At 59.3% G+C, this 25,999-nt stretch carries 24 protein-coding genes; all 24 read right to left on the bottom strand.

Features of this window, described 5'->3' with window-relative positions:
• Window positions 1-1,053, bottom strand: coding sequence for a bifunctional diaminohydroxyphosphoribosylaminopyrimidine deaminase/5-amino-6-(5-phosphoribosylamino)uracil reductase RibD (gene ribD / locus AB1Z34_RS08605; RefSeq protein WP_016422723.1), 1,053 nt, complete (start codon window positions 1,051-1,053; stop codon window positions 1-3).
• Window positions 1,054-1,069: 16 nt separating this feature from the next.
• Complete coding sequence (rpe, locus tag AB1Z34_RS08610) at window positions 1,070-1,738, bottom strand: ribulose-phosphate 3-epimerase (protein WP_016422722.1); 669 nt, start codon at window positions 1,736-1,738, stop codon at window positions 1,070-1,072.
• 11 nt (window positions 1,739-1,749) lie between these two features.
• Complete coding sequence (locus AB1Z34_RS08615) at window positions 1,750-3,207, bottom strand: transcription antitermination factor NusB (RefSeq protein WP_016422721.1); 1,458 nt, start codon at window positions 3,205-3,207, stop codon at window positions 1,750-1,752.
• A complete protein-coding gene (fmt, locus tag AB1Z34_RS08620; RefSeq protein ID WP_367158220.1) occupies window positions 3,208-4,182 on the bottom strand; it encodes a methionyl-tRNA formyltransferase in 975 nt (324 codons plus the stop codon). It lies immediately after the preceding gene.
• Between the two features lie 94 nt (window positions 4,183-4,276).
• Window positions 4,277-4,780, bottom strand: coding sequence for a peptide deformylase (def, locus tag AB1Z34_RS08625; RefSeq protein WP_016422719.1), 504 nt, complete (start codon window positions 4,778-4,780; stop codon window positions 4,277-4,279).
• A gap of 60 nt (window positions 4,781-4,840) precedes the next feature.
• The gene (locus tag AB1Z34_RS08630) at window positions 4,841-6,877 is read right to left on the bottom strand and encodes a primosomal protein N' (protein WP_367158221.1); all 2,037 of its coding nucleotides are present in this window, start codon (window positions 6,875-6,877) and stop codon (window positions 4,841-4,843) included.
• A 49-nt stretch (window positions 6,878-6,926) separates the two neighbouring features.
• Window positions 6,927-8,144, bottom strand: coding sequence for a methionine adenosyltransferase (gene metK / locus AB1Z34_RS08635; protein WP_258225237.1), 1,218 nt, complete (start codon window positions 8,142-8,144; stop codon window positions 6,927-6,929).
• 118 nt (window positions 8,145-8,262) lie between these two features.
• Entirely contained in the window at window positions 8,263-9,543 is a 1,281-nt protein-coding gene (gene coaBC, locus AB1Z34_RS08640) for a bifunctional phosphopantothenoylcysteine decarboxylase/phosphopantothenate--cysteine ligase CoaBC (RefSeq protein ID WP_101687874.1), read from the bottom strand.
• 27 nt (window positions 9,544-9,570) lie between these two features.
• Window positions 9,571-9,849: a DNA-directed RNA polymerase subunit omega gene (rpoZ, locus tag AB1Z34_RS08645; protein ID WP_005510796.1), complete on the bottom strand. Its 279-nt coding sequence runs from the start codon at window positions 9,847-9,849 to the stop codon at window positions 9,571-9,573.
• A gap of 117 nt (window positions 9,850-9,966) precedes the next feature.
• Window positions 9,967-10,539 carry a guanylate kinase gene (gmk, locus tag AB1Z34_RS08650; protein ID WP_016422715.1) on the bottom strand — a complete coding sequence of 191 codons (573 nt, stop codon included), beginning with the start codon at window positions 10,537-10,539 and terminating at the stop codon, window positions 9,967-9,969.
• A 5-nt stretch (window positions 10,540-10,544) separates the two neighbouring features.
• Window positions 10,545-10,871 carry an integration host factor, actinobacterial type gene (mihF, locus tag AB1Z34_RS08655; protein WP_016422714.1) on the bottom strand — a complete coding sequence of 109 codons (327 nt, stop codon included), beginning with the start codon at window positions 10,869-10,871 and terminating at the stop codon, window positions 10,545-10,547.
• A 421-nt stretch (window positions 10,872-11,292) separates the two neighbouring features.
• Window positions 11,293-12,162: an orotidine-5'-phosphate decarboxylase gene (gene pyrF, locus AB1Z34_RS08660; protein WP_048731858.1), complete on the bottom strand. Its 870-nt coding sequence runs from the start codon at window positions 12,160-12,162 to the stop codon at window positions 11,293-11,295.
• 1 nt (window position 12,163) lies between these two features.
• Window positions 12,164-15,523: a carbamoyl-phosphate synthase large subunit gene (carB, locus tag AB1Z34_RS08665; RefSeq protein ID WP_076771762.1), complete on the bottom strand. Its 3,360-nt coding sequence runs from the start codon at window positions 15,521-15,523 to the stop codon at window positions 12,164-12,166.
• A gap of 24 nt (window positions 15,524-15,547) precedes the next feature.
• Complete coding sequence (carA, locus tag AB1Z34_RS08670; RefSeq protein ID WP_042389304.1) at window positions 15,548-16,732, bottom strand: glutamine-hydrolyzing carbamoyl-phosphate synthase small subunit; 1,185 nt, start codon at window positions 16,730-16,732, stop codon at window positions 15,548-15,550.
• A gap of 86 nt (window positions 16,733-16,818) precedes the next feature.
• The gene (locus AB1Z34_RS08675) at window positions 16,819-18,180 is read right to left on the bottom strand and encodes a dihydroorotase (protein WP_016422710.1); all 1,362 of its coding nucleotides are present in this window, start codon (window positions 18,178-18,180) and stop codon (window positions 16,819-16,821) included.
• Window positions 18,181-19,134, bottom strand: a complete 954-nt coding sequence (locus AB1Z34_RS08680; RefSeq protein WP_016422709.1) for an aspartate carbamoyltransferase catalytic subunit — start codon at window positions 19,132-19,134, stop codon at window positions 18,181-18,183.
• Window positions 19,131-19,700 (bottom strand): bifunctional pyr operon transcriptional regulator/uracil phosphoribosyltransferase PyrR, encoded by a 570-nt coding sequence (gene pyrR / locus AB1Z34_RS08685; protein WP_049193730.1) that lies wholly within the window; start codon window positions 19,698-19,700, stop codon window positions 19,131-19,133. The genes AB1Z34_RS08680 and pyrR overlap by 4 nt, the downstream gene beginning before the upstream one ends.
• 251 nt (window positions 19,701-19,951) lie before the next feature.
• Window positions 19,952-20,656, bottom strand: a complete 705-nt coding sequence (gene nusB / locus AB1Z34_RS08690; protein WP_016422707.1) for a transcription antitermination factor NusB — start codon at window positions 20,654-20,656, stop codon at window positions 19,952-19,954.
• Window positions 20,657-20,704: 48 nt separating this feature from the next.
• Window positions 20,705-21,268, bottom strand: coding sequence for an elongation factor P (gene efp, locus AB1Z34_RS08695; RefSeq protein ID WP_016422706.1), 564 nt, complete (start codon window positions 21,266-21,268; stop codon window positions 20,705-20,707).
• 87 nt (window positions 21,269-21,355) lie between these two features.
• Window positions 21,356-22,528, bottom strand: coding sequence for a Xaa-Pro peptidase family protein (locus AB1Z34_RS08700; RefSeq protein WP_076771764.1), 1,173 nt, complete (start codon window positions 22,526-22,528; stop codon window positions 21,356-21,358).
• Window positions 22,525-23,001, bottom strand: coding sequence for a type II 3-dehydroquinate dehydratase (gene aroQ / locus AB1Z34_RS08705; protein ID WP_016422704.1), 477 nt, complete (start codon window positions 22,999-23,001; stop codon window positions 22,525-22,527). The genes AB1Z34_RS08700 and aroQ overlap by 4 nt, the downstream gene beginning before the upstream one ends.
• Complete coding sequence (aroB, locus tag AB1Z34_RS08710) at window positions 22,998-24,107, bottom strand: 3-dehydroquinate synthase (RefSeq protein WP_048731847.1); 1,110 nt, start codon at window positions 24,105-24,107, stop codon at window positions 22,998-23,000. Before aroB ends, aroQ begins: the two co-directional genes overlap by 4 nt.
• 87 nt (window positions 24,108-24,194) lie before the next feature.
• Window positions 24,195-24,716, bottom strand: a complete 522-nt coding sequence (locus AB1Z34_RS08715) for a shikimate kinase (RefSeq protein WP_070858631.1) — start codon at window positions 24,714-24,716, stop codon at window positions 24,195-24,197.
• 40 nt (window positions 24,717-24,756) lie between these two features.
• Window positions 24,757-25,944: a chorismate synthase gene (gene aroC, locus AB1Z34_RS08720; protein ID WP_180802971.1), complete on the bottom strand. Its 1,188-nt coding sequence runs from the start codon at window positions 25,942-25,944 to the stop codon at window positions 24,757-24,759.
• Window positions 25,945-25,999 lie beyond the last annotated feature (55 nt).

The raw sequence follows: 25,999 nt of genomic DNA on the forward strand, positions 1-25,999 counted from the left end.
CTACCCGCGATCTTTGCCACTGCGGAGAGCCGTAATCAAAATGTCATCTCCCAGAGTCTCGACCGCGACGGTACGAAAGCGCGAGATGTCAGTGATGGTGGTCTCATGGTTGGCCGATGTCACCGGCAGACCAGCTCCGAGAAACGCCGGGGCAATGTAAGACTCAATCGCGTCGACAGCATCGGCTTCTAAGAAAGCGCTGGCGAGCCGTGGGCCGCCTTCTACCAGCACGTCAATAAGTCCCATATCCGCCATTGTCTCCAGCGCCACTTCCACATCGTGAGTGCGAATGTGGCGGAAGTTATCGCCGCGGATATTCGCATCGGCGGCGACCTCCGAGGTGCCGATCGCGATGCGCAGGGGTTGCGTTGACAGCTCCTCGCCGTCTGGTGTGCGCGCGGTCAATCGCGGATTGTCAGCGAGCACTGTTCCCGTTCCGACGACAATCGCTTGCCGACGTGCACGATCGATATGTACCCGTGCCCGCGCCTGCTCCCCCGTAATCCACTGCGAGGTGCGGTCGGTAGCGGCGGCGAAACCATCCAGCGTGCCCGCCGTCTTCAGCGTGATGTGTGGGCGCCGAGTGCGCTGCCAGTGTAACCATGGACGCAGATAGCCATCCGCCACACGATTGCGTTGGAACTCCTCGACCACGTCGATTCCCTTGTATCGCAACCACTCGCTGCCGCCAGCGGCCACGGGATTAGGATCGGCGACCGCAAATATGACGCGGGAAACTCCGGCTGCCGCAAGTGCCTCGGTGCACGGTGGTGTACGGCCGATATGATTGCACGGCTCTAGTGTGACCACTGCAGTACCGCCCTGAGCTCGTGCCCCCGCCATTTCTAATGCTTGTGGCTCTGCGTGTCGGCCACCTACCGGCTCAGTTCCGGCCACTCCTACCGCAATCCCTGCGGTATCGAGGATGACGCAACCAATCGGTGGATTGGGATAGGTGGTGCCCCGAACTCGCTGGCCGGCTTCTATGGCCAATGCCATAGCTTGAGCGTCAGTCAGCGGCTGTGCGGAGACGAGATCCGGAAACTGTGCCACCGTGCTTCACCGCCGTCTACTTAGTTGCAGCAGTAGTGGCCAATGCGCGCAGCTCATCGACAGCCGCCGCACGATCATCAGCGCCGAAAACGGCCGACCCTGCAACGAAGGCGTCGCAACCGGCGGCGGCAGCGGATTCGATGGTCTTGGCGGAGATACCACCGTCAATCTCGATCAGAGTATCCAGACCTTCGGCATCAATGCGCTGACGCAGCTTCTCGACCTTGGTTAGCTGATCCGGCATAAAGGACTGGCCCCCGAAACCGGGTTCGACACTCATGACCAGCACCTCGTCGAATTCGGCGAGGTGATCCAGCCACGGCTCAATTGGGGTACCCGGGCGCAGCGAGAACCCGGCCTTCACGCCCTGGGAACGAATGTGGCGTGCCAGTGCGATGGCATCGTCGACGGCTTCCACATGGAAAATAACGGAGCTCGCCCCCGCCTTAATGTAGGTGTCGACCCACTTCTCCGGGTTCTCAATCATGAGATGGACATCCAAGTACTTGTCCGTCACCGCAGCTACGGCCTCCAGCACCGGAGCGCCGAAGGACAGGTTGGGAACGAAGTGGCCATCCATGACGTCGATATGCAGCCAATCTGCATTGGCTACAGCCTCAACCTCGCGGTCGAGGCGAGCGAAGTCAGCAGCGAGAATGGACGGGGCAATAATTGGTGCGCTCATAACCTCTGAGCCTAGTCGTTCTTGCGCAAAACTGAGAAGAACATCGCATCGGTACCGTGGCGGTGTGGCCACATCTGCACAGATGGATACGGTCCGACATCAGTCATCGGCGCTACCAACTCGTGTGCATTCAGCTCCGTCACCGGCAATTCCGTCACTGCCCTATCGACAATGCCCCTGGTTTCCCGCAGATGCGGAGAACACGTGGAATAGACGATGATGCCACCCGGCCGTGCCAGACGCACAGCTTCACTGAGCAGTTCAAACTGCAGCGCAGTCAAGGAGTTCAGATCGGACGGCGACTTCCGCCAGCGCGCTTCCGGGCGACGGCGAAGCGAGCCCAAACCAGAGCACGGCGCGTCTACCAAAATGCGGTCAAAGCCTGCCTCCAGCCCGGTATCGCGACCATCCGCAACGGTTACAGTCACTGGCAGCCCGGCCGTGGCCTTCTTCACCAGTTCTGCGCGAGTCGCAGATACCTCAACAGCGTCGAGCTTCGCGCCCTCAATAGCTGCGATGCCGCCGATGAAAGCTGACTTACCACCGGGGCCGGAACACAAATCTAACCAGCGGCCGCTGTCTTCACCGGCAACGGGTGCCATGGTGACGGCACGCGCAATGAGCTGAGAACCCTCGTCCTGCACCGCAGCCAAGCCCTGTCGGACCGGCTCCAATTCTCCTGGGGCACCGGAATCCAAGCGCACGCAGTACGGCGACCACGGTCCCTCTTCACCGCCGGTGATCAGTGCCAATTCCTCAGCAGTAATCTCGCCCGGACGAGCGACCAAGTGCACCAACGGGCGCGCATCGTCGGCAGCGAGTGCCTGCTGCAGCTCACCGGCTTGTGCACCGAGTGCGCGGGCAAACTCCATCGCAATCCAGCGCGGGTGGGCATGCTTCATCGCTACGTAGCTAATCGGATCGGTCGCAGGATCCGGCGCGACCTCAGCCACCCATTCGCCTTCGGTCTTCGAGGAAACTTTCCTCAAAATGGCATTGACAAAGCCGCGCGCACCAGGTCCCGCTACCTTCGCCACCGCCCGCACCGAGGTATCGACCGCCGCGTAGGCATCGACGCGCGTACGCAGCAGCTGGTACGTGCCCAGGCGCAACACATCCATCACCGGTCCAGCAATATCGTTTAACGGGCGTGACGACGATGCCTCAATCACGGCATCCAACAGGCCTTCCGCCCGCAGTGTGCCGTACGTCAGCTCAGTTGCAAAAGCAGCATCCCGACCCTTGAGCTTGTGTGCCTTCAGCAACCTGGGCAGCAGCAGGTTCGCGTAAGCATCATTCTCGCGAACGTCGGCTAGTACCTTCAGTGCGACCTTGCGCGGTTGGTCAATGCCACCGCGATTGTCCCCACCTCTGTTGTCACGGTTACGGTTGCGGTCATTGCGGTTCTGTCCGCTGCGGTTGCCGCGCTGCCGTCCGCCACCGGTGTGGCGGGGTTTGTCGTTGCCCATTTACTCGCAGACCTTTCCGCCGGGTTGGCTACCTCGCGCCCAGTCGGACGCATCCATCTTCTTCTTACCCTGTGGCTGCACCTTCACCAGCTGCACATAGCCATCGGCACAACGCACAGATACTCGGTGCTTCTCCACTACCAACTCACCCGGTGTGGCGGCTGCCGCCTCCGGAGCAGCTGCCTTTCGCACCTCGTCGACCGCGGCGCTGTCCTCGTCGGAAAGCGGGGTGAGCTCTCCGACCTTCAAACGTGCGCCGTCGAGAGTTGTCCACGCACCTGGGGCAGGCGTGAATGCACGAGCGCGGCGGTCAAGAAGATGTCGCGGCTGAGTCCAAACGATTCGGGCATCCTCCGGCCCGAACTTAGCGGCGTAACTGACATCCTGTTCTGGCTGAGCGGTCGGACGCAACGCACCGGCTTCGATGCCGTCCATGGTGGCGGCTAGAAGATCCGCGCCGGAGTATGCCAGGCGGGTCAAAAGGTCGTCGGCATTATCGGTCGGGCGAATCGCTTCGGTGACGGTACCGAAAACTGGTCCGGTATCCAGACCCTTTTCAATCCGGAAAGTACTGGCACCCGTGACTTCATCGCCGGCAGCGATAGCTGCCTGCACCGGCGCGGCACCTCGCCAAGCAGGAAGCAGTGAGAAATGCAGATTGACCCAGCCGTGCGTCGGTACATCGAGCAATTCCTCCGGCACGAGATTGCCGTAGGCGACCACCGGGATGCAGTCGGCGTTTAATTCGCGGATCTGCTGCTGGATCTCTTCATCGCGCAGGGTCGTCGGGGTGAGCACGGGAATGTCGTGTTCCAAGGCCAGAGCCTTCACCGGCGAGGGCGAAAGCGACTTACCGCGGCCACGGCGGGCATCGGGGCGAGTGAGAACAGCGACGATTTCATGACGGGAGTCTTCGAGCAACTTCTTCAGTGCAACGACAGCAGGTTCCGGGGTTCCGGCAATAATCAGGCGCACAGTAAGTGGATTCCTTCCTGGTGGACCTAGTTGTTCTAGTTAATCTAGTGATGAAACTCGGGGCGCCACACCCAGGGGTCTAGGCGCAGGTGAGTTAACCGCGGTTGAGGAACCAGTCCTGCTCACGCAGAGAACGCATCGCGGTCTTGCGCTCGTCGCCCTCGAGACGCTTCAAAAACAGCACACCATCCAGGTGGTCGCTTTCATGCTGCACACAGCGAGCCAGCAAATCATCAGCTTCGAAGCTCACCGGTGTGCCGTGGCGATCCTGGCCAGTAACGCGCACACGTGCGTGTCGAGTCACGGGTCCATTAATACCCGGGATAGATAGGCATCCTTCGATTTCGTGGACAGTCTCGTCGCCGATGGCTTCCCATTCCGGATTGACGATGTGCCCGCGGGTGCCGTTGCAGTCGTAGACGAAAACGCGCTGCAGCACGCCGACCTGGTTTGCCGCGAGCCCGACGCCCTGTTGCTCGTCCATCGTGTCGAACATGTCATCAATCAGGTGCGACAGCGTCGCGTCGAAATCAGTGACGGTATCCGCCTTGGACAGCAACACCGGATCGCCGAAAAGACGTACCTCACGAACTGCCATGAACTTAGAGCCTCCAAGAAAACTGGTGTGAATCAAGCGATAACGCGCTCATTTTAGCAGCTAGCCGAAATTAATCGGATCGACGACAACGCGCACCGGCGTCGGGTCCTTCCTGGTCGCTCGAACGACCTGTGCTGCCTTCAACGCCGCTCCCACCGCCCGTGCTTGCCGACGGTCACAGCGCACCAACATCCGCTGAATAGGTGTACCCGGTTCCACGCCTGCTGGTGGTCTGGCGTTGCGGGGAAGGTCTACCGGCCCCAGGATTTCCGCGCCCGATGGAACCTCCAGGGACTCCATGAAGTTACGCAGGCCCTCTTCAGTCCCGTCCACCGCTGCCACGTGAAAGGCCGGAGGCAGAGCGGCGGCTGTACGGTCGGCCAATTCCCTGTTCGCAGCGCCTACCGCGTCCCATGCCAAAAGATCGGCCACAGTCGGGACTGCAGCATCCGCATCGATAACCACTGCCCCTCCTCGCTCCCGCGGTCGCGCAAGCGTGACAGCTCGAGACCAATGCGCATAGGCCTCTTCATGAGCGCGCAAGTCCTGCCGGCCGAGCATCGCCCAAGTGTCCAGCAGCATCACTGCACCGTAGCCCTCCGGCGCATAAGGCTCGGCTCCCGGCGTGGCCACCACGACCCTCGGGCCTTCGGGAATGTCGTCAACAATCCGTTCGCCAGAGGAAGCGACGACTGGGAATGGACTGAAAATACGACCAAACTCTTCCGCCGTACGTTCACTGCCGACCACGACTGGCCGAATCTTGGTGGAACCGCAGCTATGGCAACGGTGGTGGATGTCGATGCGGCCACACCACCGACAGGTCGGCGGCGCCGGATCGTCCGGGTTATCGGACGGTGGAATTCCCAGTGGACCGTTACACCAGCGACAGCGCGCAGGAGCACCACAGGAACGACACGACAATGTCGGTACATATCCCTTGCGGGGTACCTGGACTAGAATCGGAAGCTCTTCGCGCAGCGCGGCTTTTGCCCGTCGAAAAGCGATGGCAGGAAGGCGTCCCCTACTGACGTCATCCGGGTCTTCGGAAGTGTCCGTGGAGGCAATCATCTCCGGCATGGATTCAGCCAGGGCGTCGGCGCCTGCAACCAGATTGTGCGCCCAACCTGAGGAGACCAGCAGCTGCACCTCTGCTGTACGGCTATACGATGCAAAAATAAGAGCGCATCCCTCCTGCGCACTTCGCGTGACCAGCACCTCGCGAGAGTGGACGTAGGGTGCGCGGGGGTCTACGAGGTTGTCATCGCCATCATCGACAATCACTGCTAAACGCAGATTCTGCACTGGGGCGTACGCTGCCGAACGCGTGCCGACGACTATGCGCCCCTGGCCGTGCAGGATATCCAGGTACCGGCGATAGCGGGACTCGGGCCCGAGACCAGCCCCGAGAAGAGTGAGCTGACGGGCAGAAATGAGCTCGCGAAAAGCGCTCTCGAAGCGCGCCTGCATGCGTGCGTCCGGCACAATGATGAGAACACCGCCACCATCGCGGGCGACCGAAACGCTGAGCTCGGCGAGCATGGCTGCCACCTGTTCCCCTGGAACTGGCTGCCACGCTGCGCGTGCCGGGGCGCCCTTGCGGACGGAATCGACAAAGGATTCGCCGAAGACATAGTTGCCCCAAGCGGAAAGATCCGGATCCTCGGTGGCAAGCTTTCCCAATTCCTCCCACGTCGGGGGCATGTTCTCCTTGCGAGCACGTTCGGCCCGTGCATGACGGGTTGGGATGGCGGAGCGAATGATGTTTGAGCGTGTTGCGCCGTAATACTCCGCCAGAGAATCCACCAACCGTCGAAGCTGTGGCGGATAGACAACCTCAGTGCTGATGACATCCTTGAGATAGGACAGTTTGCCGTCGTGAGTGGGCGTGGCACAGCGCTCCAGCACCAGCGCATTGACCAATTGGCCGTGGAATCGAATCCGCACCCGGCAACCGACAACCGCTTCCTCCGCTAGCGCGCGCGGAACCAGGTAATCGAAGGGGCGATCCAACTGCGGCAGCCCCAAAAGTGGAAGCACCCGCGCGACTGGCAGCTTCTCAGCTGCGGCGGCGGGTGCGAAGGGGGCGTCGGTCATAGAGTCTTACTCTACTTCCCCACCCCAGGGTCATGCTGGCGGGTGGTGTTTATCCCAGGCCAGCGGCTGCGCGGAGCTCTTCAACACGGTTGAGTTGCTCCCACGGCAGGTCCAAGTCAGTTCGGCCGAAGTGACCGTAGGTGGAGGTCTGCGCATAAATCGGGCGCAGCAAGTCCAGGTCACGAATAATAGCGGCCGGACGAAGGTCGAAGACCTTGTTGATAGCCTCGCGGATGGCGTCGTCTGAAACGTGACCGGTGCCGAAAGAGTCGACGTAAAGGCCTACCGGGCGAGCGCGGCCGATAGCGTAGGCGACCTGAATCTCCAGGCGGTCAGCCAGACCCGCAGCCACGGCATTCTTCGCAACCCAACGGGTGGCATAAGCGCCGGAGCGGTCCACCTTTGACGGGTCCTTACCCGAGAATGCGCCGCCACCGTGACGAGCCATACCGCCATAAGTGTCGACGATAATCTTGCGGCCGGTCAGGCCGGCATCGCCCATCGGCCCACCGATAATAAATTGGCCAGACGGGTTGACCAGCAGCTTCAATTCTTCGGTAACAAAGCGCTCGCGCAAGTTAGCGTCGTCGAGCACCCAATCGACTACGTGAGTCTTAATCTGCTCGGTAATCCACTCCTGGGTCACATCCGGGTCGTGCTGCGTGGACACCACAACAGTGTCCAAGTACACCGGGTTATTGTCTTCGTCGTAAGCGAAGGTGACCTGAGTCTTACCATCCGGTCGAAGCGATGGGACGATGCCTTCCTTGCGTACCTGCGTCAAGCGGCGAGCCAGGCGGTGTGCCAGCGCAATCGGTAGCGGCATGTACTCCGGAGTTTCGTTGGTAGCGTAGCCGAACATCAGCCCCTGGTCGCCAGCGCCCTTGAGATCTTCTGCTTCGACTTCGCCACCAGAGCTGCGTGCTTCCAGAGAAGTGTGCACACCGTCGTGGATGTCTGAAGATTGCTCACCGATCGAAATGGAGACGCCACAGGTCTTGCCGTCAAAGCCCTTTTCAGAAGAATCGAAACCGATCTCCTTCAGTCGACTCCGTACAATTCCAGGGATGTCAACGTAGCTCTTCGTGCGAACCTCGCCAACAACATGGACTAAACCGGTAGTCACCACAGTCTCAACGGCGACCATCGATGCAGAATCCTGCGCGAGCATAGCGTCAAGGATGGAGTCCGAAATCGAGTCGCAAATCTTATCTGGGTGCCCCTCGGTAACAGATTCACTGGAAAACAGCCGAAGATTAGAGGCCACGAGCAGTACAACTTTCTTCTAGATCATTTCCCCACGCCTGCGGTGACGCTGCGGCGTGGGTTTTCGTTTGATTCGATAATTATAGACCAAGCGGTTCAGTCGCCGTAGTAGGCACCGGCTACTCCGCTGGCTGAGGTTCCTGTCGCAGCTCGGAGACTGCATCCAAAATCGAACCGGCTACCGAGAACTTTGAGCCTCGCGGCACGTCCCACTGCTCTCCATCGAGAGACAGCAACCATCCGACATTGTCCGTCGCACCGAAAGTTTGCCCACCTGAGACGTCGTTACACATAAGCAAATCGCAGCCCTTGCGCACAATCTTCTGCTTCGCAAGCTCGAGCGGCGTCGTCGTCTCGTCGCCGGTCTCAGCCGCAAAGCCCACCATCGTCGTGGTTGCCGGAATCTCGCCCGCTTTACGACGCTCCACAGTGGTAGCCAGAATGTCAGGGTTTTCTACGAGCTGGATGTTGCTTAAAGCGTCGTCTGCGACGCCCTTCTTCATCTTGGCCCCAGCGGTCGATGCCGGACGGAAGTCGGCGACGGCAGCGGCAAAAATGCAGACATCGGCCAACTTGGAGTGTTCGTGGGCGGCCTCGGCCATCTCCAAAGTGGAATCAACCTTTACAACATTCGCGCCCAGCGGTGTCGGCAACTGATCTGTATGCCCTGCCACCACAGTGACCTGAGCGCCACGCTGTGCTGCCATCTCAGCCAGCGCGAAGCCTTGGCGTCCGGAAGAGTGATTGCCGATAAAACGTACCGGGTCGATAGCCTCACGGGTGCCACCGGCAGTAATCATGAAGCGCACGCCCTCGAAGTCGCGGCGGAAGTGGCGCGGATTCTCGACTGCCGCTAATGCCAGTGAAACTATCTGCTCTGGCTCTGGCAAACGACCTGGACCGGTGTCCTTACCAGTCAAACGGCCATGGGCCGGATCGAGGACAATAGTGCCATGGCGACGAAGAATCGCGACATTATCCCGCGTAGCTGGATGGTTCCACATCTCAGTGTGCATGGCAGGAGCCAGAACCACCGGGCAGGTCGCCACAAGCAAAGTTGCGGTGAGAAGGTCGTCGGCACGCCCGTGTGCGGCACGCGCCATAAAGTCGGCAGTCGCGGGAACCACGACGACGAGGTCGGCCTCCTGCCCCACGCGGACATGCTGAACTTCATCGACTGCGTCAAAAACCGTAGTCGACACCGGGTTCCCCGACAGCGCCTCGAAAGTAGCCGCACCTACAAAATTCAATGCGGACTCGGTGGGAACGACGCGAACATCGTGACCGAGTTCCTTGAAGCCACGAACAACGTGTGCGGCCTTATATGCAGCGATGCCGCCGGCAACCCCGACGACAACCTTTAAACATTCGGATACGTCAGTATTACCGGCGGCATGCATACAGATATCTCCCCTTAAGGAAATGCTCTAGCCCTCAGTGTGGTCCAGCAGACCAGCGTTGATTTCACGAAGAGCGATGGACAGAGGCTTCTCAGCGACCCCCGGAGTAACCAGCGGGCCAACGTACTCCAGCATGCCTTCGTCAATCTGCTGGTAGTAGTCATTAATCTGGCGTGCACGCTTGGCAGCGAAGATAGCCAGAGCGTACTTCGAAGAAGCCTTACCAAGCAGCTCATCGATCGGCGGATTGGTAATACCAATTGGCGGGTCGAACACTGCCTCGGTGGCGGTATTTTCCTGGGTCACGAGAAATCTTTCCTCAATAGAACGTGAGTTACTGGGGTGACAATAGAAACCGTCGGAGCAATAGAAACACCATTGCTTGGAAACGATTTCTACTATCGATGATGTGGAGTCGCCCTGTTACTTGCCAGTAGTCAGCGCCCGAGCGATGGCCGCCACAGCATCATCGACATTGTCGTTGACAACAACCTCATCGAATTCGTGCTGAGCATCCATTTCCACTCGCGCGGTTTCCAGGCGACGCTTGACTTGCGCCTCGGTTTCCGTGCCACGACCAGTGAGCCTGCTGACGAGAATCTCCCAGCTTGGCGGAGCCAAGAACAGCAGGTGAGCATTCGGCGCTACCTTACGGATGGAGCGAGCTCCCGCCAGATCCACCTCAACGAGTACCGGACGTCCCTCGGCGAGAGCTTTATCCACCGGGCCACGCGGCGTACCAGAACGCTGCAGACCACCGTGGATTTCAGCCCACTCGAGCATCTCTCCTGCATCAATATGCTGTTGGAACTTCTCCGGGGTCACGAAGAAATAGTCGCGGCCATCGACCTCACCCGGCCGTGCGGCGCGGGTGGTCATGGAAACGCTGAAGTACAGTCCGGGAACCTCGGCACGGAGCCGACTGACAACAGTGGATTTTCCCACACCGGCAGGGCCGGCGAGGACTACCAGCTGACCGTTTTCATTCCCGGCCACTGCGACTAGTCCTCCACTGCGTAGCCGAAGCGCTCCAGCAGAGCGCGACGCTGACGGTCACCCAGGCCACGCAGGCGGCGGGTCTGAGCAATCTCCAGGTCATTCATGATGTCCTGTGCCTTGACCTTGCCGACCTTCGGCAGAGCCTCGAGCAGAGCGGAGACCTTCATCTTGCCGATGATCTCGTTCTCGTCAGCCTGCTTGAGAACCTCTGGCAGGTCGATAGCGCCACGCTTCAGCTTGTCCTTGAGCTCTGCGCGTACCTTGCGGGCCTGAGCTGCCTTCTCGAGTGCTGCTGCACGCTGCTCCGGGGTCAACTGCGGAAGGGCCACGTGTTCCTCCGTAAAAATAGATTGGTTAGCTTCTTATTTACTTGCACGAGCCTCGCGTCCACCAAGGGCAGGCAACGACACCGTGCTTAACGATTGGAGACCGTACCGCACTTACCGGTTGTTGAGGCAAATGCTGACGGGGTGTCGATAAAAATGACACCAGGGCTTTATCCGCCCTACCTTTCGGTCGTGGTCAACCAACTCCGGCGATTGTAGCACCGTTTGCCCAGGAGAATGGAAATTGACCACGGTTTTTGTACGAAATCTCCCAGGAATCGTCACAGTAACTTGCCTATACCTACTCCGCCGCCACCTGAGGCTCATTAGGAAAATCTCGGCAGCTAGGTACGGAAGAAGCCCGCAGGGGCACCTGTTCTATGAGGTGCGCCCTGCGGGCTTCTTCCAAATCGTCGATTCGCTGCTACCTCTCGGATAGGAACGGAGCCGCAGCTTCAATAGTTGCGCGCCGCAGCGCAGCAGGATCAGGCCCAGCGGAGAGAATTGCACGCGAAATATTTGGCAGTGCAAGCCCCTTGGATTCCCCTGCCAGACGATCTACATCGGCCGGGGTTCCACCCTGAGCTCCCACACCGGGCATGAGAATGGGACCGCGCAGGTCACTGAGCACCGGGGCGTCGTCAAGCGTTGCGCCAACAACAACGCCGATGCTGCCCGCCTTTGCACCAGCGTCAATCTGGCGGGCATTAATAGCGGCTGCCTGGTTGACCATGGTCTGAGCCAAACTCTCACCCGAAACCGTCGCCTTCTGTACGGACGCACCTTCCGGATTGGACGTTGCGGCCAGCACGAACAGGCCGCGTCCGTTCTCCAACGCCAACGAAACCGCCGGATCAAGAGCACCGAACCCAAGGTACGGAGATACCGTCAGTGCGTCGGCGGCTAGCGGCGAGCTATCCGACAGCCAGGCATCAGCGTATGCAGCCATCGTCGAACCGATATCGCCACGCTTGGCATCTGCAATCGACAGCGCACCGGCGTCCTTCAGATCCGCCAACGTCCGCTCCAGGACGGCAAAGCCCTTGGAGCCGTAGGCTTCGAAGAACGCCACCTGGGGCTTGACGACGGCAACGATGTCACCGAACGCCTCGACGCATGTGGCGGCAAAGCGCTCTAGACCGTCAGCCGAATGCGGTAACTGCCAGGCATCCAGCAGCCCCGGGTGCGGGTCGATGCCCACGCAGAGCCGACCGCGCTCGGCGACAACCTCGCTGAGGCGATCGCCGAAACCTTTGACTGTCCGCACTGCGGAACCTTCAGCTTTCGCGGTCATGTTAGGCCTGCTCCTGAGCAGCCAACTCTGCCGGGTGGAGTTCCTGCAGAGCCTTAACGCTCATCTCACCGTTGCGCAGTGCCAGAATGCCCTGCAGTGCGGCGACGGCACCCTGAGCGGTGGTCACACAAGTTACGCCCTGGCTCACAGCAGCAGCGCGAATCTCATATCCGTCAGAGCGTGCGCCAGCAGAACCGGACGGGGTGTTGATAATGATGTCAACCTCACCGTCGCGAATCATGTCGACGATGTCGCGCTCGTCCGTCGGCGCATCGGAATCAGTCGTACGCTTTGCGACGACCTCACACTCAACACCGTTGCGGCGCAGCATACCGGCCGTACCCTCCGTTGCCAGGATGCGGAAGCCCATATCCGCCAGCGTGAGAATCGGGAAGACCAGAGTGCGCTTATCGCGGTTGGCCAGCGAAACGAAGATCGTGCCCTCGGTCGGCAGCTCACCGAAACCGGCCAGCTCGCCCTTGGCGAAAGCGGCACCAAAGTTGTCGGCCAAGCCCATGACTTCACCGGTGGACTTCATCTCCGGGCTCAGCAGACTGTCGAGAGCGCGGCCCTCGAAGTCGCGGAAGCGGTTGAACGGCAGGACCGCTTCCTTAACCGCGATCGGAGCGTCAGCAGGCAGAGAGCCGCCGTCGAAGTTGGACGGAATCATGCCCTCTTCGCGCAGTTCCGCGATAGTATCGCCCATCATGACGCGGGACGCGGCCTTAGCCAGCGGAACCGAGGTTGCCTTGGAGACGAACGGTACGGTACGAGATGCACGCGGGTTGGCCTCGATGACGTAGAGCGTCTCGTCCTTGAGTGCGTACTGAACGTTCATCAGGCCCTTGACACCGATGCCGTGTGCCAGTGCCTTGGTGGATTCACGCACCTTGTCGATGATGCCTGCAGACAGAGTCATCGGAGGCAGGGCACACGCGGAGTCACCGGAGTGAATACCGGCTTCCTCGATGTGCTCCATAACGCCGCCGAGGTAGACCTCCTCCCCATCACACAGTGCATCAACATCAATCTCGATGGCGCTGTCCAGGAAGCGGTCAACCAGTACCGGGTGCTCATTGGACAGCTCGGTAGCGCGGTTGATGTAGTCCTCCAGAGTGGCCTCATCGTAGACGATTTCCATGCCACGGCCGCCGAGGACGTAGGACGGACGGACCAGCACCGGGTAACCGATACCAGCGGCAACCTGGCGAGCTTCTGCGAAGGAGGTGGCGGTACCGAACTCCGGCGCCGGCAGCTTGGCCTCAGCCAGCACCTTGCCGAACTCACCGCGGTCCTCAGCCAGGTCGATTGCCTCTGGGCTAGTGCCGACAATCGGAACACCTGCGGCCTGCAGACGCTCCGCCAGGCCCAGCGGGGTCTGGCCACCGAGCTGAACAATGACGCCTGCGACCTTTCCGGACTGGCTCTCAGCGTGGTAGACCTCGAGGACATCCTCGAAAGTCAACGGCTCGAAGTAGAGGCGATCTGCGGTGTCGTAGTCGGTGGAAACCGTTTCCGGGTTGCAGTTGACCATGACGGTCTCGTACCCAACCCGGGAGAGCTCGAGCGCCGCGTGGACACAGGAGTAGTCGAACTCAATACCCTGGCCGATGCGGTTAGGACCGGAACCGAGGATGATGACCTTTTCCTTTTCGGTCTGCGGGGCGACCTCGGACTCAGCAGCCGGGTCCAGCTCGTATGCCGAGTAGTGGTACGGAGTCTGTGCTTCGAACTCGGCGGAGCAGGTATCGACAGTCTTGAATACGGGGTGGATGTTCAGGCGCCAGCGCAGCTCGCGCACGCCGTCTTCCCCGGCCAATTCCGGACGCAGCGCAGCAATCTGGGCGTCGGACAGTCCCCAGTACTTAGCCTCACGCAGCAGGTCGGAGGTCAGCACCGGAGCGTCGATAAGCTCCTTGCGGATATCCTGCAGGTTTTCCATCTCGGCGATAAACCACGGATCCAGGCCGGAAGCTTCGTGGATCTGCTCGATGGAAGCACCCAGACGCTGAGCCAGCTCAACGTCGTAGATGCGACCTTCAGTCGGACGCTTCAGGTCCTCAAGGACAGCGTTGACATCGTTTGCGCGCTCACCTGCAAAGTCCTCATCCGGAACAGTCCAGAAACCAGCTGGCTTGTTCTCCAGCGAACGCATGACCTTACCGAGCGCGCCGATGTAGTTACGGCCGATAGCCATGGCCTCACCGACGGACTTCATGGTGGTGGTCAGCGTATCGTCAGCACCTGGGAACTTCTCGAAAGCAAAGCGTGGAGCCTTGACAATCACGTAATCCTGCACCGGCTCAAACGCTGCCGGGGTTTCACCGGTGATGTCGTTGGTGATCTCATCAAGGGTGTAGCCGATAGCCAGCTTGGCAGCAATCTTTGCAATCGGGAAACCAGTTGCCTTGGAAGCAAGCGCCGACGAGCGGGAGACGCGCGGGTTCATCTCAATGGTGATGATGCGGCCGTCATTCGGGTTGATGGCGAACTGGATGTTACAGCCACCGGTGTCAACGCCGACCTCACGCAGAATTGCGATGCCCTGGTCACGCATGGTCTGGAACTCGCGGTCGGTCAGAGTCATCGACGGAGCGACAGTCACCGAGTCACCAGTGTGGACACCGAGGGCATCAACGTTTTCAATGGAGCAGACCACGACAACGTTGTCGTCGCCATCGCGCATGAGCTCGAGCTCAAATTCCTTCCAGCCGAGGATGGACTCCTCGATCAGAACATTGGCCTCGGGCGATGCGGCCAGGCCGCCACCTGCAATACGGTCGAGGTCTTCCTGGTTGAAGGCCAGACCGGAACCCAGACCGCCCATGGTGAACGACGGGCGCACAACGACCGGAAGACCGAGCTCTGCAACAGTCTCATGGACTTCTTCCATGTTGTGGCAGACGCGGGAACGAGCGGATTCGCCACCAATCTTGGCGACGATGTCCTTGAACATCTGGCGATCCTCACCGCGCTGAATGGCCGGAATATCAGCACCAATCAGCTCGACATTGTACTTCTCCAGAATGCCCTCGCGGTCCAGCTGAATAGCTGCGTTCAGTGCAGTCTGGCCACCGAGAGTTGCCAGGACAGCGTCAATCGGGTTGCCCTCTGCAGCTTCCTTGGCCAGGATCTTTTCGATGTACTTGGTTTCAATCGGCTCGATATAGGTGGAGTCTGCGAACTCCGGGTCAGTCATAATCGTTGCCGGGTTGGAGTTGACCAGCGTGACTCTCAGGCCCTCTTCGCGCAGCACGCGGCAAGCCTGGGTGCCGGAGTAGTCGAACTCGCAGGCCTGACCGATAACAATCGGGCCGGAGCCGATAACCAGTACGTGGTTGATGTCTGTACGACGTGGCATGGTGTTAGGTCCCTTAGCCCTTTCCTACTTGTTCGAGTTTCCGGTTGCGGACTTGTTGAAATCGACCTTCTGGATCAGCGCCAGGAAGTCATCAAAGAGAGAGTGCGCATCGTGCGGGCCGGCTGCGGACTCCGGGTGGTACTGCACAGAAAAGGCCATGCCGTTCTTCAGTGCGACACCTTCCACGACGTCGTCGTTAAGGCAGGTGTGCGTAACCTCTGCCTCGCCCCACGGGGTATCGAAACTCTCGCCGGCCTTGCCTTCAAGTGCGAAGCCGTGGTTCTGAGCGGTGATAAAAATACGGCCAGTGCGGTGGTCCTTCACCGGAACATTGACGCCGCGGTGACCGAAGACCAGCTTGTAGGTATTGAGGCCGAGTGCGCGGCCAAGAATCTGGTTACCGAAGCAGATACCGAATAGCGGCATGCCGTCATCGAGGGCAGCCTTGGCGACCGCAACCATCTCATCAGCAGTTGCCGGGTCACCCGGGCCGTTGGACAAGAAGACACCGTCCGGCTGGTATTCCTTCTTAATATCTTCGTACGGAGTGTTAGCCGGAACAACTACGACTTCCAGGCCACGCTTAGCCAGCTCACGCGGGGTGTTGGACTTGATGCCCAGGTCGTAGGCCACAACACGTGCCTTCTTCTCCCCCTGTGGTTCCACGACATAGGCCTCATCGGTGCTGACCTCGCGAGCCAGATCCGCGCCCTTCATCGCAGGCTGAGCGCGAACGATTTCCACCAGCTTATCGACGGGCTGCTGTGCGTCCTCACCGGAGAAAATACCAGCGGCAATCGAGCCATTGTCGCGCAAATGGCGAACCAGCGCGCGGGTATCAATCTGGCGGATACCGATGATGCCCTGTGCCTTCAGTTCATCTTCCAAGCTGCGCTCCGAGCGCCAGTTGGAGGGAATGCGCGACAAATCGCGGATAATAAAGCCAGCTGCCCAAATCTTGTTTCCGCGGGACTCGTAGTCCTCATCGTTCCAACCGGTGTTGCCGATCTGTGGTGCGGTAGCCACAATCAGCTGGCGGTGGTAGGACGGGTCCGTCAGGGTTTCCTGGTAGCCCGTCATAGCGGTGGTAAAAACTGCCTCACCCAGGGTTGTACCGGTGGCGCCGAAACCGCGTCCGCGGAACACTCGGCCATCTGCCAATACCAGGACTGCCGCTGTAGCGGCCGCGGCCTGCGACTCGTTGCTCACGTTATTGCCTTTCAGTTGGGTAGCGTGCGAGGAATTTACATTAATCATACGGGACGCATGTGAATGTTTATGCGTTGACATGAATATTATCCAGCGACCTCTCCGTTAAGAGCGGTCACCTTACCGCGCAGCACGGTAGCTGCCACGGACACGGCCATCTCCATTTCCTCATATGGAGTGTTCTCAGACTTCGACGCCAGGTCTTCACCGCGGACCGTCCACTTTTTGCCCGGGTCAACAACGGTCAGGTTGGCAGGCTCACCGACAGCAATCGGACGGCCGTGCCCCGGTAGCTTCACGATTTGAGCGGGACGCTCACTCATGACCTTGGCCAGCCAGCGCCAATCACAATCGCCCTTCAAAACGAACTCTTCGGCGATGATTGGCATCGAGGTCTCCAGACCAAGCATGCCGGGCTTAGCGTGCTCGAACTCGCAGCACTTTTCTTCAGAGCCGTGCGGAGCGTGGTCGGTAGCGACACAGTCAATGATCCCGTCAATCAGAGCCTGACGCAGAGCCAGGGTGTCGCGCTGCTCGCGCAGCGGCGGATTGACGCGGTAGACGCCGTCGTAGGTCTCCAACTTCTCATCGGTGAGAATCAGGTGATGCGGGGTAACCTCGGCGGTCAGCGGAATATCATGCTCCTTTGCCCACTTGACCAGCTCAACCGTGCCTTCGGTGGAAGCGTGGCAGATGTGCATGCGTCCGCCGTAGTCGCGAGCCATAATGGCATCTCGGGCCACGATGGACTCCTCAGCTACGCGCGGCCACCCGGTCAGGCCGAGTCGTGCGGCGGTCGGACCTTCGTGAGCCGATGCATCTGCGGTCAGACGCGGATCTTCGCAGTGCTGCGCAAGCAATACGTCTTCGCCGCGGGCGTATTCAATCGCGCGGCGCATAATCAGCGGATTATCAACGCACTTACCGTCATCGGAGAACATGCGTACCTTCGCCTGCGAGTCTGCCATCATGCCGAACTCAGTCAGCGTCTCGCCCTTCAGCCCCTTAGTAATGGATCCGACCGGGTGAACGTCGCAGAGGTTCAGCGCCTGGCCCTTGAGCCACACCGACTCAGCAATCGAGGGGTCATCGGTTACCGGCGCGGTATTGGCCATAGTGAACACTGCGGTGAAACCACCGCGTGCTGCGGCGGCGGAACCAGTGGCCAGGGTTTCCGTATCTTCACGGCCCGGCTCGCGCAGGTGCACATGGATGTCAACCAGGCCTGGCAAGAGAACGAGGGAGTCGAACTCCAGGACCTCTACCCCGTCCTCGGCCGTGAGATTTTCCCCAATCTCAGCGATAACGCCATCTTCGATCAAGACGTCGACGTCTTCGCCTTCACCGTAGGGACGCACACCCTTCAGCAGCAGCTGTCCCCGTGCGGGTGCTGCCAATGGTCCTACCTCGGGGTACGAGGCTTCGTCATACTCATTGCGATTCGACATTTATGCCTGCCCTTCCAAGTTGGCGGAAACACCTGAGGTCAGCAGTGTGAAAAGAACTGCCATACGGACGTGGACACCGTTGGCTACCTGCTGCAGCACGGCAGTGCGCGGCAGATCAGCGACGGCATCGTTAATTTCCATGCCACGAAGCATCGGGCCTGGGTGCATCACAATGCAGTCGTCGCGAAGCATCTTCTCGCGAGCCTTCGACAGCCCGTAGCGAGTGGCGTATTCGCGATGGGATGGGAAGAAGCCTCCGTTCATGCGCTCCTGCTGAACGCGGAGCATCATCACGGCATCAGCATCGCGGATCTCGTCTTCCATGCGGTAGGCAACACGCACCGGCCAGGTCTCGATGCCAAACGGCAGCAACGTCGGTGGCGCGACGAAGACGACCTCGGCGCCGAGCTTGCTTAGCAGATCGGCGTTAGAGCGAGCGACGCGAGAGTGCAAAATATCGCCAACGATGACGACCTTGCGCCCCTCAATTCCACCGAGGCGCTGACGCAACGTCACCGCGTCCAGGAGAGCCTGCGTCGGGTGCTGGTGCTTTCCGTCACCCGCGTTGATGATCGATGGACCGTTGCCAAATTCCTCAGTCCACTTGGCGATCAGCTGTGCCGCGCCCGACGATGGGTGCCTAACGACGATGGCATCGCCGCCGATAGCATCCAAAGTCAGCGCGGTGTCTTTCAGACTTTCGCCTTTCTTCACAGAGGAAGAGGAAGCCGAGATATTAATAACATCGGCGCTCATCCACTTACCCGCAGTCTCAAAAGAAGAGCGGGTACGCGTGGAATTCTCGTAAAAGAGGTTGTAAATAGTGCGGCCGCGCAGGGTCGGCAGCTTCTTAATTTCCCGACCGCGGATGACCTCCTTGAAACGATCGGCCTCATCCATCAGGCCGACAATTTCATCCTTGGTCAAATCCGCAATGCTAATCAGGTGTTTCACTGTTCCTCCGCCCGGGTGAGAATAACCGCGTCACGGCCGTCAAGTGCCTCTACCAGCACATCGACGTCTTCGTCGCGGGAAGTTGGCAGATTCTTACCGACGTAATCGGCGCGAATTGGTAGTTGACGATGACCACGATCAACCAGCACTGCAAGCTGAATTACTCGCGGGCGACCCATGTCAGCAATAGCGTCGAGTGCGGCACGAATTGTGCGACCTGAGAAGAGGACATCGTCTACGAGAACAACGGTGGTGCCGTCGATTCCGGAGTTTGGAATGTTCGTGGGCTGCAGGGCGCGGTGCGGGCCCTTGCGCAAGTCATCCCTGTACAGGGTGATATCGAGCGATCCAGTTTCCGGGCGAATGCCGGAGAACTGTTCAATCAAATCGGCTAGCTTCTCCGCCAGCGGTACGCCACCAGACGGAATACCGAGGAGAACTACGCGCCCAGCATTTGGGCTATCCAGCGCAGTTTTTTCAATAATTTGGTGCGCGATGCGCGCGATGGTACGTGCAACTTCGTCTGCATTGAGCAGCTCGGTTGTTTGCGGCGTTCCTTCGCTCATCGTGACCTCCTTCCCCGCCTCTCAGTGCGGTCCGTTAAAGGATGTCTTGATTGTGGATATTTGATTATCAGTTTGCGTGACCCGCAACTACGGGCGCGGTGCAAACTTCCGCTGACCAGAATAGCACTCACACTTAAATTGCCTCTAAATGCAACAAAACTCCAAGCACCCAAAAAAGGGACTTGGAGTTTCAGACAATCCGCGAGAACCGACTGCGATCGGCTCGCAGTGAGCCCGGCCGCTTTGATTGGCTAGGACCCGTTCTCGCTCTTAGCCACGTCTTCAGCCACCAGCTTGGCAATATCGCTCATGTCCAGGCCGGTAATCTTAGCCATCTCATCGGAGTCAGCCAGTGCCTTGTCAGCTTCCTCATTTGCAGCAGCCTGTGCCTGAATAGCCTCGTCGAACTGGGACTCGCCCACCGAAGTGCTAACAGCTGCTGCTGCCAGGCGTGCCTGGTCGGCAATCTTGGCCTCGGCATCGAGAACTGCGTTGATGTACGGTGCCGCCACATCAGTGGAGTATTCCGATGCCAGCTCAACGCCTTCCACCACGGCCACACGCGGAGGCACGTCGGAGTTGTAGAACAGCTCCCAGGTGGAAAGACGCAAAATAGCACGGTCGACTGCCGGTAGGCGACGCAGCGGCCACTCCTCCGTCAGGTACGAAGAAATCGTCGAGTCGATACCGATAATTTCCGCAGCTACACCGCGCACGATCTGCTCGGTGTACTCCGCAATTGGATTCACATCCAGATCGGGATTACGGACCATTTCCAGCCGCTCTTCAAGAAGCTTGACGACGTCGACGCCTCGCTGCTCGGCCTCAAATAGCAGATCTACCGCACGACGGCGCGCACGGTAGCGCGCGCCGTGGCGCTTGTAGTTAGGTTCGCGAACTTTCGCGGACTCCTGCGCATCCGGGGTCTCGACGGACTTGTGATCCTTTTCAGTCATGGATGTGTATGTATCGCTCTCAACAAAAGGGTGAACTAGATGAGGGAATTAGTGGTTGACGCGGGACAGGTAGGAGCCGTCACGGGTGTCGACCTTCAGTACGTCGCCGGTTTCGATGAACAGCGGCACCTGAATCTCAGCGCCAGTCTCCAAAGTTGCCGGCTTGGTGCCACCGGTGGAGCGGTCGCCCTGCAGACCCGGGTCGGTCTGCTCAACCTTCAGTTCAACCGAAACAGGCATTTCAGCGAAAAGAACGTTGCCCTCATGGAAGGACACCTGGCAGGTGGTTTCCGGAAGCAGGAACTTAGCACCCTCCGGCATCTGAGCGTCCAGGATGGAAATCTGGTCGTAGGTCTTGTCATCCATGAAGACGTATCCTTCACCGTCGTGGTACAGGTACGTCATGTCGCGGCGGTCGACGGTAGCAGTCTCAATCTTGACGCCAGCGTTGAAAGTCTTGTCAACAACCTTGCCGGTCAGAACGTCCTTCAGCTTGGTGCGGACGAATGCCGGACCCTTACCTGGCTTGACGTGCTGGAACTCCACGATCTGCTGAAGCTTATTGTCGTGCTTGATAACTAGACCGTTTTTAAAATCTGCGGTGGTAGCCAACTAAACTCTCCTGAAATTGTTAAAAAGCTCTCTGACGAAACCACGATACTCCGTATCTCATCGAGAGAAAAATAAAACGCCGTGATGTTAGGCTCGCGGTTTTGGCAGCTGCGTAATAATTTCCGGCTCGGTGTCGGTGATAATCAACGTATCTTCGATGCGCACACCGCCGAACCCCGGCACATAAATACCAGGCTCGATGGTCAACGTCATGCCAGCTGCCAACTTCCCCTTGCCGGTGCGAGCAGCAAATGGAGCCTCATGCACCTCAATACCGATTCCGTGGCCGGTGGAATGAACGAAGTGCTCCCCATAACCAGCCTTTTCAATAATGTCCCGGCATGCTGCGTCTACAGCCACAACATCAGCCCCTGGCACGGCCGCTTTTACGCCAGCCAGCTGGGCTTCCAGCACGACATTGTAAATCTCTCGGGCCTTCTCGCCTGCGAACTCCACCCCGGCAACAATCGCGCCGTCCAAATCTGACGACGTATTGTTCGGACCGTTTTCGCTTGACGACGTTCCCGCCTCACCGGCAAAGAGGGTACGTGTCATATCTGAGTTGTAGCCCCCGGCAAAGGCGCCAAAGTCAATAGTGACCAGGTCACCTGCCTCGATTACGCGATCTTCCGCTCCGTGGTGTGGCTTGGCGGAATTCGGGCCGCTCGCGACAATCGTGTCGAAGCTTGGCCGATCGGCGCCATGCATGCGCATGCGGTACTCCAACTCTGCGGCGACTTCGCGCTCCGTGCGGCCGGCGACCACGATGCCGTCGTGAAGCAAGTCCTCGAATGCGCGGACCGCGATGTCGGCGACCTGGCGCAGAGCGACGAGTTCTGTATCGGACTTGACCTCCCGCAGTTTAGAGACGACGCCCGTAGTCGATACCAGCTCGAGTGCCTGTGGCCGGGCATCCTCTAGCTCTTGATAAGCGGCCATAGTGAGGAACTCAGATTCAACACCAAGACGCGAGATATCCAGCTTTCGGCATTGACCGACGAGTGCCACGCCGGTGTTGCGGGCGGTGAGTAACTCCACGTCCGGTGCCTGTTTGCCAGCCTGAACCGTATAGCGGCCGTCGGTGGAAAGCAGCGCTTCCCCACTGGCCGCAACAATCAAACCAGCATTCGAGCCGTGGAAACCTGTAAGCCAACCAACATGCGTCGGATCGACTGTGAGGAAACCGTCGCAGTCGTTGTCGGACAATGCGTCGATAAGAGCGGCTCTGCGGGCGGCGTAGTTCGTGGAGATATCTGTCATAGTTTCGTACTCACCCTTCTCAGTGCCATGGAATACCCATCAGTTCCGCATCCGACGATAACGCCCGCGGCAAGCGCCGACAGGTACGAGTGGTGCCGAAACTCCTCCCGGGCGTGAATGTTTGAAATATGGACCTCGTGGAAGCCCGCGCCGTCGGCAATTTCGGCAAGCGCGTCACGTAGGGCGACGGAGGTGTGTGTCAACCCCCCTGGATTGATAATGACTGGCCAACCGTAGTCGGCAGCTTCGTGAACCCACTCGATGAGTTGACCTTCATAGTTGGATTGGCGGCAATCCACTACGACGCCAAGCTCCTTGGCTAGGGTACGAAGTTCAGATTCGACATCAGCCAAAGTAGTGGCACCGTAAATTTCTGGCTGACGCTTGCCCAGACGATCGAGGTTCGGGCCGTTCAGAACAAGCACGGTCGGAATCGCCGTTGTGGCATCAGTTGCTGCGCGAAGAGAGGTCATGAGCGGGCTGACTCCTCCGATGCGGCGTGCCCATTGTTGCAGAGCAGTTCGTATGCACGCTCGAGGTCATCCATTCCCGGGCCTTCAAGACGGGCTGTTTCACCGGGGTTTTCTAGAATAACGAATCGGATCGCACCGTCGCGGTTCTTCTTATCCCTGGTCATCGCATCGTAGAGCTCGGTAAAACGACCTGTCTGGTAGGTCGTTGGCAGACCAATGGACTCTAGGATGCGACGGTGGCGGTCGACGAGTTCCTGATCAATATGTCCGGTGATCTTGGCCAGCTCGGCAACATAAACCATGCCTACAGCTACGGCATGGCCATGGCGCCAGCGGTAGTTTTCAAAGTGCTCAACGGCATGACCGAAAGTGTGGCCATAGTTCAGGATCTCACGGAGGCCAGATTCCTTCAGATCCTCAGCGACAACGCGTGCCTTGACAGCAATCGCGCGCTCGACCAGTTCTGGCAGGTCACCGTCAACATCGAGGCAGGCCTGCGGGTTTGCCTCGTAAAGATCGAGAATCTTCGTGTCCGCGATAAATCCAGCCTTGATAATCTCTGCCGAGCCCGCGATCAGCTCGGCCTTCGGCAAGGTGCGCAGGACATCAAGGTCACAGAACACCGCGGCAGGCTCGTGGAAAGCGCCGACCAGGTTCTTGCCGGCTGCAGTGTTGATACCGGTCTTACCGCCGACAGCTGCGTCGACCATGCCGAGCAGCGTCGTCGGGACCTGGATAACCTTCACTCCACGCATCCACGCGGCGGCGACGAATCCACCGAAGTCTGTAGCTGCACCGCCGCCAATCGCGATTACCGCGTCACGCCGGCCCAGACCGCGTTCACCAAAAGTGTCCCAAACTGTTTCAGCAACTGCGAGCGTCTTGCCCTCCTCCGCATCCGGAACCTGGATGCTGAAGGAGTCGACTCCTTTGTCCGCCAGAGCCTTGATGACGCCGAAGCTCAGCTCTTGAACGCTCCCCTGGTGAATTACCGCAACCTGGGAAGCAAAGGTAGCGGCCTCCGCAATCTGCTCGGTGAGTCCATGCCCCATGGTCACCGTGTACGGCGATGGGCCTTCAACACGGATTGTGCGGGTTGAGTTCATTGTCAGTCCCTAGTCGTTAGCGTAAGAAATGTATGGAGTTGCTGGTTATACGGCAGTGATTAGCTGCCGCCTTTTAAGAGTCGCCAGTTAAGCCTCGTCGCAGGTTTCATCGAGGTAGCTGAGGATCTCGGCCACAACGCGCTGCGGGGAACGTTCGTCGGAACGCACCTTGAAAGTGGCTGCATCTTCGTAAAAAGCTCGGCGAGCCTCATAGAGCGCGCGGTAATGAGCCTCAGGATCATCCGCCTGGAGCACCGGGCGCGAATTGTTACCCGCTGTACGACGGACACCCTCTGCAATGCTGATCTCGAGGTAGACGACGTTATGGTCTGCCAGCAGGTCACGGGTCGCCTGCGAAATCACGGCACCACCGCCAAGTGAGACGATTCCGTCGTGGGTCAGAGCCTCCGCCACGATTTGTTCCTCGATACGGCGGAATTCCGGCTCTCCCAGCTCGGAAAAGACTTCCCCACAAGTCTTGCCCATGCGCTGTTCAATCATCTCATCGGTATCGGTGAGTTTTGTGCTCAATGCACGAGACAGTCGACGACCGATGGTGGACTTTCCCGATCCGGGCGGTCCGACAAGGACAATAGTAGGAACGGACATTCCCCTCGTTTTACCCTTCTTCGTGTGCGCGACTGTGGCGCTATTTCCAATCAAGGCGACGTCGAGTCTGCTCCAAGTAGCCCTCAACGTTACGCTTGGTTTCCTCCAGGCTATCGCCGCCGAACTTTTCCATCACTGCACGCGCCAGTACCAGCGCGACCATTGCCTCTGCGACAACACCGCCGGCCGGGACCGCGCAGACATCAGAGCGCTGGTGGATTGCGGTAGCTGCATCGCCGCTGGCCATATCGACGGTCTTCAGCGCACGCGGAACGGTCGAAATTGGTTTCATCGCAGCACGCACAACGAGAGGTTGAGCATTAGTCATGCCACCCTCCAGGCCACCGGCGCGGTTAGTTTCCCGATCCACGCCGTCGTCGGTACGCACCATTTCATCGTGAGCCTCGGTGCCACGGCGACGGGCTTCCTCAAAACCGTCGCCGATCTCCACGCCCTTGACGGACTGAATTCCCATCAAGGCAGCCGCAAGCTGCGAATCCAGACGGGCATCACCGGAAATGTGCGATCCCAGACCCACCGGCAGACCGTGGACAACGACCTCGACGATGCCACCGAGGGTGTCGCCCTGCTTCTTGGCGGCCTTGATTTCGTCAATCATCGACTCCTCCGCAGCTGCGGAGAATGCACGCACTGGCGACTCGTCAATCTTGTCCTGATCAGCGAAGGTCGGCAGTGGCCCCTCGCAGGGCTCCGAACGACCGATGGAAATAACGTGGCTGACAACTTCCACACCGAGAGTCTCACGCAGAATTGAGCGTGCCACAACCGATGCCGCCACACGTGCTGCAGTCTCGCGAGCCGATGAACGCTCCAGGATGTTTCGAGCATCGGTGTGGTTGTACTTCAGCATGCCGTTGAAATCGGCATGCCCCGGGCGCGGGCGGGTTAAGGTGGCGCCACGAGCTGTATCCAAAACAACTGGGTCAACTGGATCCGGGCTCATGACCTCAGTCCACTTGGGCCATTCGGAGTTGCCGACCATAATGCCAATCGGCGATCCCAGCGTCTCACCATGTCGAATGCCAGTCAGCAGGGTGACCTCATCAGCCTCAAACTTCATTCGCGCCCCGCGACCATAGCCGAGGCGGCGGCGTGCGAGGTGGCGTGATACGTCATCTGTAGTCAGGGGAAGTCCGGCTGGCGCGCCTTCTACGAGAGCGATAAGCGCTTTGCCGTGAGATTCACCCGCGGTAGTCCAACGAAGCATAGGTATCATAATGTCACGTTTGCCGTACTTCTTGTGCATTTGGGGGCATACAAGT

Source organism: Corynebacterium sp. 045007 (assembly GCF_040743205.1).
GTDB lineage: Bacteria > Actinomycetota > Actinomycetes > Mycobacteriales > Mycobacteriaceae > Corynebacterium > Corynebacterium jeikeium_D.